This is a genomic window from Shinella sp. WSD5-1, assembly GCF_963942435.1.
Classification (GTDB): domain Bacteria; phylum Pseudomonadota; class Alphaproteobacteria; order Rhizobiales; family Rhizobiaceae; genus Shinella; species Shinella yambaruensis.
Map to the genome: position 1 here is coordinate 447,144 of NZ_OZ012597.1, position 15,157 is coordinate 462,300.

Genomic DNA, 15,157 nt, shown 5'->3' on the forward strand with positions numbered 1-15,157 from the left:
GCCGGACCTGCGTCCTAGCGGCAAAACCTTTCGGATACCCTATCCCGGCGCGTGAAGGCCGGCTTCACGCACCACGAGCGGCATTTTCCCGCTTTTCTCCCGCGCGATCGCCTCGCAGAAGCGGATTTCCACCCGCATCGTCCCGGGCAGGCGCGGCGCGAACTTCGCGGCGATCGCCGCCTTCAGCGTCTCGTCCGCAGGCCCCTCGGCAACGGCGAGAACCAGCACGCGGTCCGGGTCGGTCTGGCGCAGCTGCATCTGCACGAGGCCGTCGATGGAGCGCGGAATGTGGTTCATGCCGATCAGCCGGCTGCCGTCGGGGGCGATCAGATAGTCGCTTTCGCGCCCCTCGATGCGGGCGAAGGGCCGCATGCCGAGCGCCACCCCTTCGGCGCCCTGCGCGTCGGCGGCGTCCGCAGCGATCGCGATGTCCCCGGTGTCGTAGCGCAGCAGCGGCTGCGCTTCGTTGCGCAGATTGGTCGCGACGATGCGAAAGCGTCCGCCGCCCTCGCCTTCCGCCGGCTGCAGTTCCACGCGGCCATAGGCCGGCATAAACCGGTAGGCCGACGCCTTCAACGCATAGGCGAAGCAGACCCGCTCGGCCTGGCCGTAATAATCGGCGACGCAGGCGCCGAAGAGCCGTTCCGCCCGCGCGCGCAGCTCGTCCGTCAGCACCTCGGAAGAGGTCAGCACGACCGGCACGTCGAGCCGCCAGCCCCGGCGCTCCATGCAGGCGGCAAGCATGTCGAGCGCCGAGGGATAGGCCCAGATGACGCTCGGCGAAAATTCCTTCAGCGCGGCAAAGAAGGTTTCCGCCGTGGCGGTGTTCAGATGGGCGACGGAGAAGTTCAGGATCCGCCCGCCGCGCTCCACGCGCCAGTAGGGCGGCGTCCGGTCGGACGGGTCCTTGATGGCCTCGCCGCGCAGCACGGCGATCCTGTCGCGCCGGAAGTCGCCGCCGGCGAGCGCGACCACATGGTCGATCGCCGCCTGCTCGAACACGACGGAGGCGAAACTGCGCTTGATGGCGAGCGGAATGCCGGACGAGCCGCTGGTCGCCGCCGCCGTGGTCAGGAAACCGGACGAGGAGCGGTAGCGGTTGGGACCCGAGCGCAGCATCTCCTTCGTCAGGAGGGGATGGGCATCGAGGGATTTGCCCCGCCAGGCCGCATAACCGGGCAGGCCGGAGGCAGCCGCGAGGGTCCGCTCCACGAGGCGCTGCTGGAGCGCCCTGCGGCCGTCGATATCGCTGTCGTCGAAAGCGGCAAGCTCCCGCCGATAGGCGTGATAGAGCGGCGGGAAGCGGCGAACCAATGCATCCCCGAGGGACGCCATCCTGAGCTTGGCGATCGCGTTCGTCATCGGCCGTTGTCCGCGTTCGCCACGACACGGCTTATGAAATCGTCATAGGCCTTGACCATGTAGTCCATCCTCAGGGTTTCGCGCCGGGCGGCGGCGTTTGCCGCAAGGCGTTGCTGTTCCTCCGGCGCGGCAAGGAAAGCCGCGAGCCCCTTGTGGAAATCGGCCTCGTCGCCGGCGATCAGCAGGCTGTCCTCGCCCTCCGTCAGATATTCGATCTCGGGGCTGTGGAAGTCGTGCTTGCGCGTGATGATGGGGCGGCCATGGGCGAAGGCATGGTTGATGGCAAGGCCGAGATAACCGGGGATGACGACCGCGCGGCAGAGCTTCATGGCCTTGGCGATGCGCAGGTCGGACGGGTCGATCGCCCCGGCGAAGCGGATGTTGCGCGCCCCGCCGGCAAGCGCCTCGAGCCTGGCGCGCTCCTCGCCGTCGCCGATCACCAGCACGTCCACCGGCCGCCCGTCCACCTCGGGAGAGGCGACGGCGAAACGCACCAGGCTGTCCACCTCCTTGCGTGGCACGAGACGGCCGACATAGAGCAGCACGTCGGAACCCGGCCGCAGGCCGAACTCGGCGCGGATCCCGGCGTCGTCGCACGCTGCGGCCCTGTCGGCGAGCACGATCTGCTCTTCGACGTCGATCGTGTTGCGCACGACCTGGATCCGGTCGGCGGGCACGCCGATCGACAGGAGATGTTCACGCCCCTTCTCGGTATAGGCGAGGTAGCCGTCGCCAAGCCGCGCGAGGCGGTCGGCGGCCCAGCGGGCGATCCGGTCCTTGAGCGGAGGCCGCGCGCCGCCCTCCTCCCACGAGCCGTAGGCCTTGCGGTAGCCGAAGCCCCACCAGAAGACCGGCCGCCTGCGCAGCTTGGCAAGCGCGAGGATGGCGAAGCTCGACAGGAACTTGAACTCGTGGCCGATGACGACGCCGTCGAACCGCCCCTTCACATAGCGCGAGACCGCCGCCTGCCAGATCAGCAGCGCCTTTTTCAGCCGCAGCTCCACGGTGCCGACTTCGACATTGGCGAAGGGAAACGGCGGCTTGGCCACTTGCAGCGAGGTGTTGGACGGCGGCTTGCCGTGGAAGACGACATACTGGTTGCGGGAGGTCTCGGCCAGCCGCACGTAGAAGCCCCGCCGGTAGACGGGAACGCAGCCCTGGTGGAAGATCGCCACGCGATAGGGTTTTGCGGGTTTCTGCAGCATCACGTCCCCCCTCCGCTCCGTCCGTAATAGCCGGCCCTCTGCCAGAACGTCAGCTTGCCCAGCGCCGACATGACCTGCATGGCGTTGCGTGCATAGAACTGGCGGCTGAACGGATAGCTCGCCGCCGCGAGCGGCGAAAAGACGACGAGCTGGGCAAGCGCCTTCACCGCAACCGCGAGGAAGGTCGACACCGGCCGCGGCGCCCAGGCGATCCTCACATGGGTCGTGTTGCGCGCGGTGACGAGCTTGCGGCGCAGGAACGCCGGCAGCGACGCCTTCGACTGCGGCCAGAACTCGTGCACGGTCGCATCCGCCACCCAGATGATCTTGCGCCCCTTGCGGTAGAGGCCATGGGTGAATTCCGTGTCCTCGCCGCCGGACCGGCCGAGGCGCGGGTCGAAGGGCGGGGTGCCGTCGAAGCAGGTGGCGACGCGCAGCATGATGTTGCCCGTGCGCGCGGCCTGCAGCTGGCCGCCGGTCGCCATGGCCTCGCGCTTTCCGAAGAAGAAGGGCGTGGGGTCCCAGCCGAGCGCCGGCTTGTTCTCGAAGACCGGCAGGACGGGCCCGGTGCCCATGTCGGCCTCATGGGCGAGCAGCGCGCGGTGGAGGTTCGCCAGCCAGTCGGGCTCGGCGGTCTCGTCGTCGTCGATGAAGGCGATGAACTGGCCCTTCGCGGCGGCCACCCCGGCGTTTCGCGCATGGGAAATGCCGCTTCGTGCCTCGTGGACGTAGCGCAACGGCGGTTCGAGGCCCGACAGGCTCTCCACCCAGGCTCGCGCGTTCGCGTCCGGCGTGTTGTCGACGACGATCATCTCGAAGGCGTGCCCGTCGGCAAGGCGCTGGGCGTAGACGGATGCGATCGTCCGCCGCGCCATCACCTCCCTGTCAAAGGTGCACATGACTACCGAAATCAAGGTCAAGCGCTCCATCCTTCCTGCCGGCCCGTTGGGGCTGCGGTTTCCGGCGCCTTCGCAACCGACAATCGCATACGCCGTTCCCCAAGCTGATGACGGTTCGTGTCTAACACGGCGTTAATTTCGGCCGTCCAGTTCCCTTTCGGTGCAGGTTTCGTGGTTGCTTGGTTAATGTGCGCGAAACGAAAACGATCAAATGCGAAGGAGGTCGGCTACCAGCGATAGCGCAACCGACGCGCGATCCGATAGGCGAGGCCCCGGGCCTTCGCGCCGGGGCGCGCGAGCGGCAGGAGGCCGCTCCGGGGATCGAAGGTTTCGGTCAGCGACCGGCGCGGGCAGAACCAGACATCGCGATAGGCAAGGCCCGTGGAGCTCGTGAAGACGCGGTCGTAGCGTTCCGCCTTCAGCCGCCGCAAGACCGAGCGGTCAAACCCGCCGAAGGGGATCGAGGCATAGGCGACCGGCGCGCCGAGCACATCCTCGATCTTCCTGCGGGCATCCACAAGTTCGCGGCGATATCCCGCCTCGTCGAGGGAACGCCAGTCGACGTGGTCGTGGCCGTGGCTGCCGACCGTCATGCCGGCCGCGGCGATATCGCGGATCTGGGCGGCGGAGAGATAGCCCTTCTGCCCGATCCGGCCGGCGAGAACGAAGAAGATGCCGCTCCGGCCATGATCCGCCAGCACCGGCAACGCGACGTCATAGTCGGAGAGATTGCCGTCGTCGAAGGTGACATACGCCTCGACCCCGGTCTTCGCCTCCAGGTCGTCGAGGCCGGCGATCGTTCGGCGGAAGACCTCTTCCGTCACGAAATAGCGCAGCTCCCCTTCCGCGGGCGGCACGATCGGCGCGCCGATGCCGTGGAAGGTGAGGTAGAGCGTGTTCGCAAGCATGGTGTCTCCGGCGGCAACAGGGCGAGCGTCCTCCATCTACGCCGCAAAGCTCAAGAAACGGTTTACCGGCCCTGCCGCCATTGCGCGCAATCCGCCATTGTTCTAGACGTAGCGCCGTGATCGGGCGGCTGCCGGGCCGTGCCCGGGCGCCACGGGGGCAGAGCGCAGGGTGATTGGATGAAACGGATCGTGGCGCTTGCCGACAAAGTTCGCGGTTCGCTTCTCGCCCGGAACACGATCGTCTACACATTCAACTTCGGCATGCAGCTGGTCATCCAGTTCGGCTACTTCATGCTGCTGTCCCGCTATCTCGGCTCATCCGAATACGGTGTCTTCGTCGCGCTTTCGAGCATCAACGGCATCGGCGTGCTGCTGGTGGGGCTGGGCAGCGACCATGTGATGATCCAGCGCGTCGCCGTCGATCCGGCGAGCTTTTCGCGCTCCCTCGGCCACAGCGTCGCGATGTCCGCGCTGACGGTGCCGATCATCGCCGTCCTTGCCGCCGTCATCGGCCATTATCTCGTGGGCGACCATGTGCACGTCGCCTCGCTCCTTGCCTTCGTCGTGGCCCATCTCGTCTTCGGCCGCATCGTCGCCGTCTGCGCCAGCGCGTTCATGGCCTTCGACCGGGCAAAGCTGCAACTGCTCGTCAATGTCGGCCTTGCGGTGCTGCGCGCGCTCTTCCTGGTGGCGGCGATCCTGTACCAGAAGGACCTGACGCTCGACGACTGGGCCTGGTGGTATCTTGCGGCCTCGGCGCTCGGCGCCCTGGTGGCCATGGCGCTGGTAGCCGTCGTCTGCGGCCTGCCCTCCCCGGGCGTGATCCGCGCGGACATCTCGCTAGGCCTGCAATATTGCCTGGAGTTCGTCGCGATCGGCAGCGTCGCCGATATCGACAAGCCGGCCGTCGCCCAGACGCTCGGCCCCGACATCGCCGGCCAGTATGCCGCAGGCTTCAAGATCGTCGATGCGGCATCGGCGCCGATCCGCGCCCTGCTCTACGCGACCTATACGCGCCACTTCCGCAACGCCTCCGCCAGCGCCACCGAAAGCGTGCGCTTCGGCCTGCGTCTCGTTCCGTTTTCCCTGGTGATCTCGGTTCCGATCGCGATCTTCCTCTATTTCGTGGCCGACTACATCCCCTATCTCATCGGCCACGATTTCGACGGCACGCCGGAGATCATTCAACTGCTGGCGCTTTATCCGCTGCTGATGGGCCTGTCGGGCATCGGCGCCGATATCCTGCGGGCGGTGGGCAAGCAGAAGCTGCGCATCACCCTGCTCATCCTCACGGCCCTCATCATGGTGCCGGCGATCACGGCGGGCGCCTCGCTCGGCGGCCTGCTGGGCGCGGGGCTTGCCCGTCTCGCCGTGCAGGTCTCCCTCGTCGGCGCGACCTGGATGTTCCTGGCGAAGGACAGGACCGTCTAGAGCACCGCCGTCAGGCAAGCCATTACACCCGATCTTAAGCTTTGCCCGGCACAACGGATGGATGATGCATCTTTAAATCGTGCGCCGGAGGGACGGAATGTCCGCGCGCCTGGTCAAGCCGACATCCGCGATGGCACGGTCCCGCGGGTCGCCTTCGGCGCGACGCGGCGTTGCGCAGCGGTGGACTGGGGACGAGACACGCAATGTCGGCAAACGCCAACAACGGCGCGGCCACCGCCGCGGAAAGAACATCCGAAGCCGGTGAGGCCGCCTGCCCCGTCGCCTTTTCAGGCCTTCCGGGGCTCTTCAAGCCTGCATCGGGCGCATCGCCGGCGCGCGATATCGCGGTTCTCTTCCTCAGCCCCTGGGGAATTGACGAATTGTGCACCCGGCGCTTCTTCCGCATCACCGCCGAGGTGCTGGCCGAAGCCGGCGTCGCGAGCCTGCGCTTCGATTATCCCGGCACCGCCAATGCGCTCGATGCCCCCGATGCCGTCATCGACGTCGATTGCTGGGTGGAGGCCGCCCGTGCGGGGGTCGAGGCCGTACGCCGTTTCTCCGGCGCGGACAACGTCGTCCTGCTCGGCTTCGGCCTCGGTGCGGCGATCGCGCTCAAGGCAAGCCCCCATGTGGAAAACCTTGCCGGCCTCGCGCTGCTCGCACCCGTCGTCGCCGGCCGGCGTTACCTGCGGGAACTCTCCGTCTGGTCGGCCGTCGTCGACGAGGGGGTGGGCGTCGCCCCGCATATGCGCGATACCGCGCCCGGCACGATCGCCGGGCTGACGATGCCGCAGGGCATCGTCGACACGCTCGCGACGCTCAATGCCGACGCCTTCGACGACAACCCGGCCGGGCAGGTCTTCTTCGCCGCGCGGCCCGACAACACGGCGGACCGCCAGTTGCGCGACCGACTGGCGAAAGGCGAGGCGGCGATCCGGGACTTCACCTTCCGCGGCTATGACAAGCTGGTCTCCAATCCGCTCGGGCAGGAAATCCCGGCCGACTTTCTCGAAGCCTTCCCGGACTGGCTGAAAGGCCTTGCCGCCTTCGAGGCGCCCGCCCGCCATCCCCCGAGGCTTCCGGCCGGCCCCGCCGTCCTCGCCGTCGGCGCGGTGCGCGAGACCGCCCTGCGCTTCGGGCCCGGCGGGCGGCTCATCGGAACGCTCACCGAGCCCATGCAGGGCGACACGGGCACGACGGCCGTGCTGCTGACCACCGGCTACGACCACCAGGGCGGCTGGGCGCGCTCGGGCGTCGATCTCGCCCGCCATCTCGCCCGAAAAGGCGTCGCCTCGTTCCGCTTCGACAGCGCCGGCGTCGGCGACAGCCCGCCCGTGCCCGGCCGCCGCGCGCAGGTTCTCTACGATGAACCGCAGATCGCCGACATGGCATCGGTGCGGCAATATCTCGACGGCATCGGCAGGACGGGCCCGGCCATTCTCTTCGGGCGTTGCAGCGGGGCCTATGTCGCCTTCCGCGCGGCGGCGCAGGACGAGCGGTGGGCCGCGTGCATCTCCGTCAATCCCTATGCGTTCCGCTGGTTGAAACCGCCGAGCGAGGCGATCGTCTCCAGCGCACCCCGCGCCCTTGGCGACTATTCCCAGAAGGCGCTCCAGCTCGACACGTTCCGTCGCCTCGTCTCCGGCGACATCGACCTGCGCGCCGCCGCACGCAACATCGGCCAGCGCATCGCCCAGCGCCTGTCCAAGCGTCTCGCGCCGGTGCTCGGCCCGCTTCTGGCAACCGAGCGGCTCGAGCGGGCCGTCCACGGCGATTTTCGTGCCCTGTCGCAGCGGCCGGGCCGGACATGCCTCGTCTACAGCGTCGACGATCCGGGCCTCGACAATTTCCATGTCCATTTCGGCAGGCAGGCGGAGGGGCTGGCCGCCTACCCCAACGTCGAGCTCCATATCCTGCCGGATACCGACCACAACGTGACCCCGCGGGCGAGCAGGGAACGGCTCTTCGACATCGTCGAACAGGCGGCGACATCGCTTTCGCGCACCCGCTGAACGGTCGCATCGAAAGACCGGCCGGCAGCATGCGAACTGTTTACCTTGTTTGGCTTCAGGAGCCGCCGGCGCCCGGCGCGCGGGCTTCCGTTTAGCCTTTCTGAAGGAGTCGGGACTAGAGACTGGCATCACGGAACAGGATCGCCACGCAGGATATGCTCAAGCTACGCGCCATAGGCCATGACGGATTGGACGCCGCCTCGGACCTTCTCACGAAGGGCTTTCCGTCACGCACGCGCGACTTCTGGCGGCGGGGGCTGAAGCGGCTTCTCGACCATGAAGGTACGGCCGGCGCCGGGCCGATCGGCAACTTCCTGATGGCGGGCGAGACCCCCATCGGCATCCTCCTGACGATCGCGAGAAGCGACGAACGGACCGGGCGGAAGGTGATCAACCTTTCCAGCTGGTATGTCGAGGAAAGCCACCGCTGGTATGCGCCGCGCATGCTGCTGGCGGCCATGTCGGACAGCCGGGCGACCTACACGGACCTGACGCCATCGAAGGCCGCGACCGAGCTCAACAACCGCCTCGGCTTCCGCACGATCGACTACGACCTGCCGCTGTTTGCCCTTCCCTGGCTGGCCATCGCCGGCCGCAGGCGGGGCAGGCTCGTGGCGCTCGACGCGGTGCCGGCGGGCGCCATTGCCGAGGCGCTCATGCGCGACCTCAGGGCGCACCGGGACCTCGGCTGCATCGTGACGGTGATCGAGAGCAACGGGCGCCACCATCCCGTCGTCTTCGACGTCATCCGCAAGAAGCGCATCCCGCTCGCCCGGGTGATCTACGCCGAAAGCAGCGATCTCGTCACCGACAACCTGGCGATCCTGGCCCGCCTGCTGCTCCGGCATGGCGTGCCGCTGCTCTGCCTGCAATTGCCGCGCGGCCGGCATGTCCCCCATGCCTGGCGCTGGAAAAGCGGGCTGCGCTACCAGGTCAAGGGCGAATGGGACGAGCGGATCATCGATGAACTCTACTCCGAACGCGTGCTGCTCAAGGTTTAGCCGCGACCGGTCTTCACGAAGGGAAAAGCCATGCTGGACAATGTGACTGCCGCCCCGGATATCGAGGCAGAAATCTACGGCTACATCACCAAGCGCTTTCCCGCGCTTGCGCCGGTGACGCCGGATACGCCGCTGCTCGACGGGGCCATCGATTCCCTGGGCTTCCTCGAACTGATCATGTTCCTCGGCGAACGCTTCGGCATTTCGATGGAGGACGACGGTTTCGACTTCCAGGAACTGGGAACGCCGGCAAGCCTCGTCAACTTCGTTTCGCGGGCGCGGACGTGATCAAGGCCCCTGTCCTCCTCCATCACCTGCTCGCCCCCCACCGGCAAAGCGACAGGCCTGCGCTGATCGACGGCGACCGGCAGCTCGACTACCGCGCCTTTCATGGCGAGGTCGAGCGTTTCGCCTCGGCGCTGCGGCACGCCGGCCTGGAGCGCGGGGACCGCGCCGCCATCTTCCTGCCGCGCGGCCTCGAGGAATGCATCGCCATCTTCGCCGTCAGCCGGGCGATGGGCGTCTTCGTTCCGATCAACGCGCTGCTGCGCGGCCAGCAGATCAGCCATATCGTGGCCGATTGCGCGGCGCGTGTCGTGATCACCAACCGGGACCTTGCGCCGATGGTCGCCGCGAGCCTGGAGGGTGTTTTCGAGACGCGCATCCTTCTCGTCGAGGAGATGGCGGAGGTAGAGCCCGCCGCGTTGCGCGACGACAATATCGGGGAGGACCTTGCGGCGATCCTCTATACGTCCGGCTCCACCGGACGACCGAAAGGCGTGATGCTGTCGCATCGCAACCTCCTGGCGGGCGCCCGCATCGTTCGCACCTATCTCGCCATCACGCCGGACGAGCGCATCCTCTCCGTCCTGCCGTTCAGCTTCGACTACGGCCTGAACCAGCTTCTGACGGCGGTGGAGCAAGGCGCGCTGACGGTCATCCTGACCTTCCGCTTCGGCGACGAGATCGTGCGGGCGCTGCGCGACCACAGGATCACCGGCCTTGCCGGTGTACCCACCATCTGGGCGATCCTGACCAAGGCCTCGCCGCTCCTGCACAAGACGGAGCTGCCGCATCTGCGCTACGTCACCAATTCCGGCGGCGCGGTTCCCTCGCAGACGGTCGCCAACCTGCGCAGGATGCTGCCGGCGACGAACGTCATCCTGATGTACGGCCTGACGGAGGCCTTCCGCTCGACCTACCTGCCGCCGGAGGAACTCGACCGCCGCCCCACCTCGATCGGCAAGGCCATCCCGGAATGCGAGATCTTCATCGTGACGGAGGACGGCCGCCGCGCGAAACCGGGCGAACCCGGCATTCTCGTCCACCGCGGACCCACCGTCTCGCTCGGCTACTGGAACCGGCCGGAGGAAACCGCGCGGGTGCTGAAGCAGAACCCCTTCCGGTCCAGGGACCAGGGCGGCGACATCGTCTGCTATTCGGGCGATCTGGCGGTGGAGGACGAGGACGGCTTCTTCAGCTTCATCGGCCGCAACGATGCGATGATCAAGTCCTCGGGCTATCGCATCAGCCCTTCCGAGGTGGAAGAGGCGATCATGGCGACCGGGCGCTTCCGCCAGGTCGCCGTCATCGGCCTGCCGGACGACTTTGCCGGACAGAAGGTCCATGCGGTGGCGGTCGCCCTGGAACCGGATGTCGAGACCGCACCCGTCTTGCAGGCGGTCGCCGGCACGCTCGCCGCCTACATGGTGCCGCGTGACCTGGAGCTCGTCGAAACGCTGCCGGTGACGCCGAACGGCAAGGTGGACTACCGGCAACTCGTCAGGGAGCGCGCGAACAATGGCTGATCCGGCAGGCAAGGCGACAAACCACGGCTATGCGCTGGCAAGGCAGCTTTTCGACATCCGCGGCGACGACCTCCATGTCGGCGGCCTTGCGGTCCGCGAGATCGTCTCGCGCATCGGCTCGCCCGCCTACATCTATGACGGCGGCGGCATGCGGCGGGCCTATCGCCGGCTTGCCGCGGCGCTCGACGGCTTCGCCTCCATCTACTATTCGGTGAAGGCCAATCCGGCGCGCAGCGTCATCCGGCTCTTCGTCGAGGAGGGCGCCGGTGTCGAGATCGCCTCGCTCGGCGAATATCGCGCGGCGATCGCCGCAGGCGCGGCACCCGGGCGGATCCTCTTTGCCGGACCCGGCAAGCGCCGCGCGGAACTGGAAGCGGTGATCGAGGGCGGCATCGGCGAGATCCATATCGAGGGTCTCGACGAGATCGAGCGGATCCGCGCGATCGGCAAGCGCGTCCATGCCTCCATCCGCATCAATCCGGTTCCGGACGTGCAGGTCGGAGCCATGCGGATGGGCGGCAAGGCGACGGCCTTCGGCTTCGACGAGGAAGACCTCGACGCGGCGATCGCCGCGGTGACGGCCGCGCCGAACATCGACCTCGTCGGCATCCACGTCTACGGCGGCACGCAGATCCTCGATGCCGAGGCGCTGATCGGCGGCTGGCGGCACGCCATCGACCTTGCGGCGCGTGTCGCCCGCACGACCGGCAGGCCGCTGCACACCGTCGACCTCGGCGGCGGCCTCGGCATCCCCTACTATGCCAACGACAAGCCGCTCGACCTCGACGCCGTGGCCGCGGCCGTTCCGGAGCTGACGGCGCGGATGCGCGCCGAGCCCCTGCTGGCCGATGCCCGCGCCATCGTCGAGCCCGGCCGGTTCCTCACCGGCGAAGCCGGCCTCTATGTCAGCGAGATCAACGCGCTCAAGACCTCCCGCGGCGTGCGCTTCCTCGTGCTGGATGGCGGGATGAATCACCATCTGGCAGCCTCCGGCAATCTCGGCCAGGTCATCAAGCGCAACTACCCCGTCGTCGCGCCGGCGCGCATGACGGCCGAGCCGGACCAGCCCGCAACCGTGGTCGGCCCGCTCTGCACGCCGCTCGACACGCTCGCCCGCGACACCGGCCTGCCGGAACTGCGCGCTGGGGACCTCGTCGCCGTCCTGCAGTCCGGCGCCTACGGCCTGACGGCGAGCCCGGTGAATTTCCTCTCCCATCCGCAGCCTGCCGAAGCGCTCGTGGAAGAGGGCACAATCGAAACAATAGACCGATTCCGCTCGATGGATGTTTTACCGAACCGCGAGGAGACGTAACATGATAACGAGGAATTATAAGCGCTTCAAAAGAATGCTGACCGAAGATTTCCAGGTCTATCTGAAGGCTTCGGACAAGAAACCAATTCCGCAGCAGGTTTCCGAGATCTATCGACTCTACACGCTGTACGGCTACCTCCCCTATCAATACCTGAAACACAGCCTCTATCTCAGGCGGTTCGGCAAGGAGATCTACCGGTATTTCCCGACGGAGCTCCTGCACATAGCGCGCGACACGGCGAATGCGGCGGCGGACCCGACGATCGTCGAGGACAAGCTGCTCTTCGAGACCACTATCCGCGCGGCCGATCTGGGAACGACCAACACCCTCTTCCGGCTGCGGCGCGATGCCATCGGCGACATGGCCGGCAAACCGGTTTCCCATGACGACTTCGTCCGGGCGATCGACGCCATGAACCTTCCCGACGGCATCATCGTCAAGCCGCTCACGGGCGGCTCGGGCAGCGCCGTGTTCAAGCTGCGCACCCGCGACGGCCGCCTGCTGCACAAGGACGAGGTGCTTGACCAGGCCCGGTTCAACCATCTCGTCTTCAACACCAACAACGGCTTCCACTGGACGGACTTCATCGTCCAGGAAACGATCGACCAGCATCCGGAGCTTTCCCGGTTCAACCCGACCTCCGTCAACACGGTGCGCATCGATACCTTCGTCGACGCGGCGGGAACCGTCCATTTCAATACCGCCGCGCTCAAGGTGGGCATGCCCGGCAGCATCATCGACAATTCCGGCATCGGCGGCTACATGATCGCCGTCGATATCGAAACCGGCCGCCTCATGACGGGCGCCAAGCGCGAGCCGAAATACGGCGGCCAGTATTACGATATCCGCTCGACCTTCGGCATCGACCCGGCGACATTCACCATGCCGTTCTGGCGCGACGTACGCGAGGCGGTGCAACGGGCCGCCCAGACGCTCGCGCCTTTCCGGTCGCTGGGTTGGGACATCGCCATCACGCCGTCCGGTCCCCTCATCATCGAAGCCAATGCCGACTACGGCATAGAAGTCCTGCAGGAGCTTGCAGGCGGGTATGTCGACAAGGCGCTCGGCCAGTCCTATCTCGACCGCCATCCGGCCAGAAAGGAACGCATCCTCGAAGCCCTGCAGTAGCACACCGGCAGAAACGGGGGATGTGAAGGAACAGGTTCAGATATTCTTTAGATCTCTCCCGGAGAATTCGGGAGCGCATTGGGGCAGCACGATTGCCGGGGGGCAGGACATGGTATTGAAGTTGATTCTGGCGTCGATGGTGGGGGTGGCGATACGCACGCGCTATTCCGAGATCACGACGGCGAAGGGGATCGTCACCGCCGCGCTCGACGAACTTGAAATGGCGCCCGCGCCGATCGAGCCCTCATGGATCATCGCCGGCAACCCGGAGGCGCGCCTTTCTCTTCACTCGCGTTCCGCCGACCAGCAGGCGACGACCGCCATATGGGACTGTACGGCCGGCACCTTCCGCTGGTATTTCGGATGGGACGAAACGGTCCTCATCCTGGACGGCGAGGTGCGGGTCACCGGCGAGGACGGCGCCGAGCGCGTGCTGAAGGAGGGCGACATCGCCTATTTCCCGGCAGGGTCCTCGGCGATCTGGCACATCGACGACTATGTCCGCAAGATCGCATTCGGCCGCCGCGAATTTCCCGGCTCCGTCAACATGGCATTGAAACTGCGGGAGAAATTCCGCCGATAGACAGCAGGCCCTTCCCCATCGAAGCCGGCTGCGCCGTCCGTCCATCCGTTCAGAGGTATTCATGGTCGACATCACGGTTGCCGGCATCGGTTATGTCGGCCTTTCCAATGCCGTGCTTCTCGCACAGCACAACGACGTCCTTGCCTATGACATCAGCGAACAGCGCGTGGCCAAATTGAATGCGCGCGTCTCGCCGATCGTCGATGCGGAGATCGAGACCTATCTGCGCACGCAGCCCCTGCGGCTGAGGGCAACGGCGGACAAGGCCGAAGCCTTCGCCAAGGCCGATTTCGTGGTGGTGGCGACGCCGACGAACTACGATCCGCACAGCAACTATTTCGACACGAGCAGCGTCGAGGCCGTCATCGAGGATGTGCGGCGCGTCAACGCCGGCGCCACCATCGTCATCAAGTCGACCGTGCCCGTCGGCTATACGCAATCATTGCAGGCGGCGCGCGACGACCACCGCATCCTCTTCTCGCCCGAATTCCTGCGCGAGGGCAAGGCGCTCCACGACAACCTCCATCCCTCCCGCATCGTGATAGGGGGCGACACGCCCGAGGCCCGCCGGTTCGCGGGCCTGCTCCAGGAAGGAGCCATCAAAAAGGACATCCCCCTGCTGTTCACCGGCTCCGGGGAGGCCGAAGCGATCAAGCTTTTCGCCAACACCTATCTCGCGATGCGGGTCGCCTATTTCAACGAGCTCGATTCCTATGCCATGACGCATGGCATCGACACGCGCCAGGTCATCGAGGGGGTTGGGCTCGATCCGCGCATCGGCACGCACTACAACAACCCTTCGTTCGGCTATGGCGGCTATTGCCTGCCGAAAGACACCAAGCAGCTGCTCGCCAACTTCAGCGAAGTGCCGCAGAACCTCATCCGGGCCATTGTGGACGCCAATACGACGCGCAAGGATTTCCTGGCCGACGACATCGTCGCGCGCAACCCCGAGGTGGTGGGCGTCTACCGCCTCGCCATGAAGAAGGACTCGGACAATTTCCGCGCCTCCTCCATCCAGGGCATCATAAAGCGCATCAAGGCAAAGGGTATTCCGGTCATCGTCTACGAGCCGGATTTCGAGGGGGACACGTTCTTCCGCTCCGAAGTCGTGCGCGATCTCGCCGACCTCAAACGCCGCGCCGACCTCATCATCGCCAATCGCCTCGCCGAAGAACTCGAAGACGTCCGGGACAAAATCTACACGCGCGACGTGTTCGGGGCGGACTGAGGCAGTCCGCGATCATCGCATCTGGAACGGAAAATCAGCCGACGAGGCCGAAGACCACGGCGCCGACGAAGAGAAAGGCACCGGTAATGACGATCTGGTTCACGAGGGCCTGCTGTCTGGCGCGGCGGGCCCTGCGGTCGTTGGCGATGCCGAAGGGCAGATAACCGGGGCGGCCTTCGAGTTTGGCGTTGCTCATCCATCATCCCTTGTTGTGAAGGCTCTCTTCAGTCGGCCTTCGGGTGCGGACGATCATGTCCGTCCCGTTTTCTGAGGAGA

General features: G+C 66.5%; 14 protein-coding genes. 9 read left to right on the forward strand and 5 right to left on the reverse strand.

The window, feature by feature from the left end; all coding sequences use genetic code 11:
- Positions 1-39 precede the first annotated feature (39 nt).
- The 4 genes from AABQ55_RS25245 to AABQ55_RS25260 all read right to left on the reverse strand — a co-directional run bounded on the left by AABQ55_RS25245 (position 40) and on the right by AABQ55_RS25260 (position 4,374).
- Positions 40-1,362, reverse strand: coding sequence for a hypothetical protein (locus AABQ55_RS25245; RefSeq protein ID WP_272808072.1), 1,323 nt, complete (start codon positions 1,360-1,362; stop codon positions 40-42).
- Positions 1,359-2,567 carry a glycosyltransferase family 4 protein gene (locus AABQ55_RS25250; RefSeq protein ID WP_272808071.1) on the reverse strand — a complete coding sequence of 403 codons (1,209 nt, stop codon included), beginning with the start codon at positions 2,565-2,567 and terminating at the stop codon, positions 1,359-1,361. Before AABQ55_RS25250 ends, AABQ55_RS25245 begins: the two co-directional genes overlap by 4 nt.
- Positions 2,567-3,487 (reverse strand): glycosyltransferase, encoded by a 921-nt coding sequence (locus AABQ55_RS25255; RefSeq protein WP_272808070.1) that lies wholly within the window; start codon positions 3,485-3,487, stop codon positions 2,567-2,569. Before AABQ55_RS25255 ends, AABQ55_RS25250 begins: the two co-directional genes overlap by 1 nt.
- Before the next feature lie 206 nt (positions 3,488-3,693).
- A complete protein-coding gene (locus AABQ55_RS25260) occupies positions 3,694-4,374 on the reverse strand; it encodes a polysaccharide deacetylase family protein (RefSeq protein ID WP_272808069.1) in 681 nt (226 codons plus the stop codon).
- A gap of 177 nt (positions 4,375-4,551) precedes the next feature.
- Here AABQ55_RS25260 and AABQ55_RS25265 point away from each other — a divergent pair, with 177 nt between their 5' ends.
- The 9 genes from AABQ55_RS25265 to AABQ55_RS25305 all read left to right on the forward strand — a co-directional run bounded on the left by AABQ55_RS25265 (position 4,552) and on the right by AABQ55_RS25305 (position 14,881).
- A complete protein-coding gene (locus tag AABQ55_RS25265) occupies positions 4,552-5,805 on the forward strand; it encodes an oligosaccharide flippase family protein (protein ID WP_272808068.1) in 1,254 nt (417 codons plus the stop codon).
- A 203-nt stretch (positions 5,806-6,008) separates the two neighbouring features.
- Complete coding sequence (locus AABQ55_RS25270) at positions 6,009-7,817, forward strand: serine aminopeptidase domain-containing protein (protein ID WP_272808067.1); 1,809 nt, start codon at positions 6,009-6,011, stop codon at positions 7,815-7,817.
- A gap of 155 nt (positions 7,818-7,972) precedes the next feature.
- Positions 7,973-8,818 (forward strand): hypothetical protein, encoded by an 846-nt coding sequence (locus AABQ55_RS25275; RefSeq protein WP_272808066.1) that lies wholly within the window; start codon positions 7,973-7,975, stop codon positions 8,816-8,818.
- A 30-nt stretch (positions 8,819-8,848) separates the two neighbouring features.
- The gene (locus tag AABQ55_RS25280; RefSeq protein WP_244766074.1) at positions 8,849-9,106 is read left to right on the forward strand and encodes an acyl carrier protein; all 258 of its coding nucleotides are present in this window, start codon (positions 8,849-8,851) and stop codon (positions 9,104-9,106) included.
- Positions 9,106-10,626, forward strand: coding sequence for an AMP-binding protein (locus tag AABQ55_RS25285; protein ID WP_272808156.1), 1,521 nt, complete (start codon positions 9,106-9,108; stop codon positions 10,624-10,626). Before AABQ55_RS25280 ends, AABQ55_RS25285 begins: the two co-directional genes overlap by 1 nt.
- A complete protein-coding gene (locus AABQ55_RS25290; RefSeq protein ID WP_272808065.1) occupies positions 10,619-11,938 on the forward strand; it encodes a type III PLP-dependent enzyme in 1,320 nt (439 codons plus the stop codon). The genes AABQ55_RS25285 and AABQ55_RS25290 overlap by 8 nt, the downstream gene beginning before the upstream one ends.
- A 1-nt stretch (position 11,939) precedes the next feature.
- Positions 11,940-13,067 carry a sugar-transfer associated ATP-grasp domain-containing protein gene (locus AABQ55_RS25295; RefSeq protein ID WP_272808064.1) on the forward strand — a complete coding sequence of 376 codons (1,128 nt, stop codon included), beginning with the start codon at positions 11,940-11,942 and terminating at the stop codon, positions 13,065-13,067.
- Between the two features lie 109 nt (positions 13,068-13,176).
- A complete protein-coding gene (locus tag AABQ55_RS25300; RefSeq protein WP_244766071.1) occupies positions 13,177-13,650 on the forward strand; it encodes a cupin domain-containing protein in 474 nt (157 codons plus the stop codon).
- A gap of 61 nt (positions 13,651-13,711) precedes the next feature.
- Complete coding sequence (locus AABQ55_RS25305; protein ID WP_272808063.1) at positions 13,712-14,881, forward strand: nucleotide sugar dehydrogenase; 1,170 nt, start codon at positions 13,712-13,714, stop codon at positions 14,879-14,881.
- Positions 14,882-14,915: 34 nt separating this feature from the next.
- Here the strand turns inward: AABQ55_RS25305 and AABQ55_RS25310 are convergent, their stop codons facing one another.
- Positions 14,916-15,077: a hypothetical protein gene (locus AABQ55_RS25310; RefSeq protein WP_244766069.1), complete on the reverse strand. Its 162-nt coding sequence runs from the start codon at positions 15,075-15,077 to the stop codon at positions 14,916-14,918.
- Between the last annotated feature and the right edge of the window lie 80 nt (positions 15,078-15,157).

Excerpts from the sequence above, each read along its gene's own strand:
- AABQ55_RS25290 (WP_272808065.1), top strand. The coding sequence starts at position 10,619 with ATGGCTGATCCGGCAGGCAAGGCGACAAACCACGGCTATGCGCTGGCA.
- AABQ55_RS25280 (WP_244766074.1), top strand. The coding sequence starts at position 8,849 with ATGCTGGACAATGTGACTGCCGCCCCGGATATCGAGGCAGAAATCTAC.
- AABQ55_RS25305 (WP_272808063.1), top strand. The coding sequence starts at position 13,712 with ATGGTCGACATCACGGTTGCCGGCATCGGTTATGTCGGCCTTTCCAAT.
- AABQ55_RS25265 (WP_272808068.1), top strand. The coding sequence starts at position 4,552 with ATGAAACGGATCGTGGCGCTTGCCGACAAAGTTCGCGGTTCGCTTCTC.
- AABQ55_RS25250 (WP_272808071.1), bottom strand. The coding sequence starts at position 2,567 with ATGCTGCAGAAACCCGCAAAACCCTATCGCGTGGCGATCTTCCACCAG.
- AABQ55_RS25245 (WP_272808072.1), bottom strand. The coding sequence starts at position 1,362 with ATGACGAACGCGATCGCCAAGCTCAGGATGGCGTCCCTCGGGGATGCA.
- AABQ55_RS25260 (WP_272808069.1), bottom strand. The coding sequence starts at position 4,374 with ATGCTTGCGAACACGCTCTACCTCACCTTCCACGGCATCGGCGCGCCG.
- AABQ55_RS25275 (WP_272808066.1), top strand. The coding sequence starts at position 7,973 with ATGCTCAAGCTACGCGCCATAGGCCATGACGGATTGGACGCCGCCTCG.
- AABQ55_RS25310 (WP_244766069.1), bottom strand. The coding sequence starts at position 15,077 with ATGAGCAACGCCAAACTCGAAGGCCGCCCCGGTTATCTGCCCTTCGGC.
- AABQ55_RS25295 (WP_272808064.1), top strand. The coding sequence starts at position 11,940 with ATGATAACGAGGAATTATAAGCGCTTCAAAAGAATGCTGACCGAAGAT.
- AABQ55_RS25270 (WP_272808067.1), top strand. The coding sequence starts at position 6,009 with ATGTCGGCAAACGCCAACAACGGCGCGGCCACCGCCGCGGAAAGAACA.
- AABQ55_RS25300 (WP_244766071.1), top strand. The coding sequence starts at position 13,177 with ATGGTATTGAAGTTGATTCTGGCGTCGATGGTGGGGGTGGCGATACGC.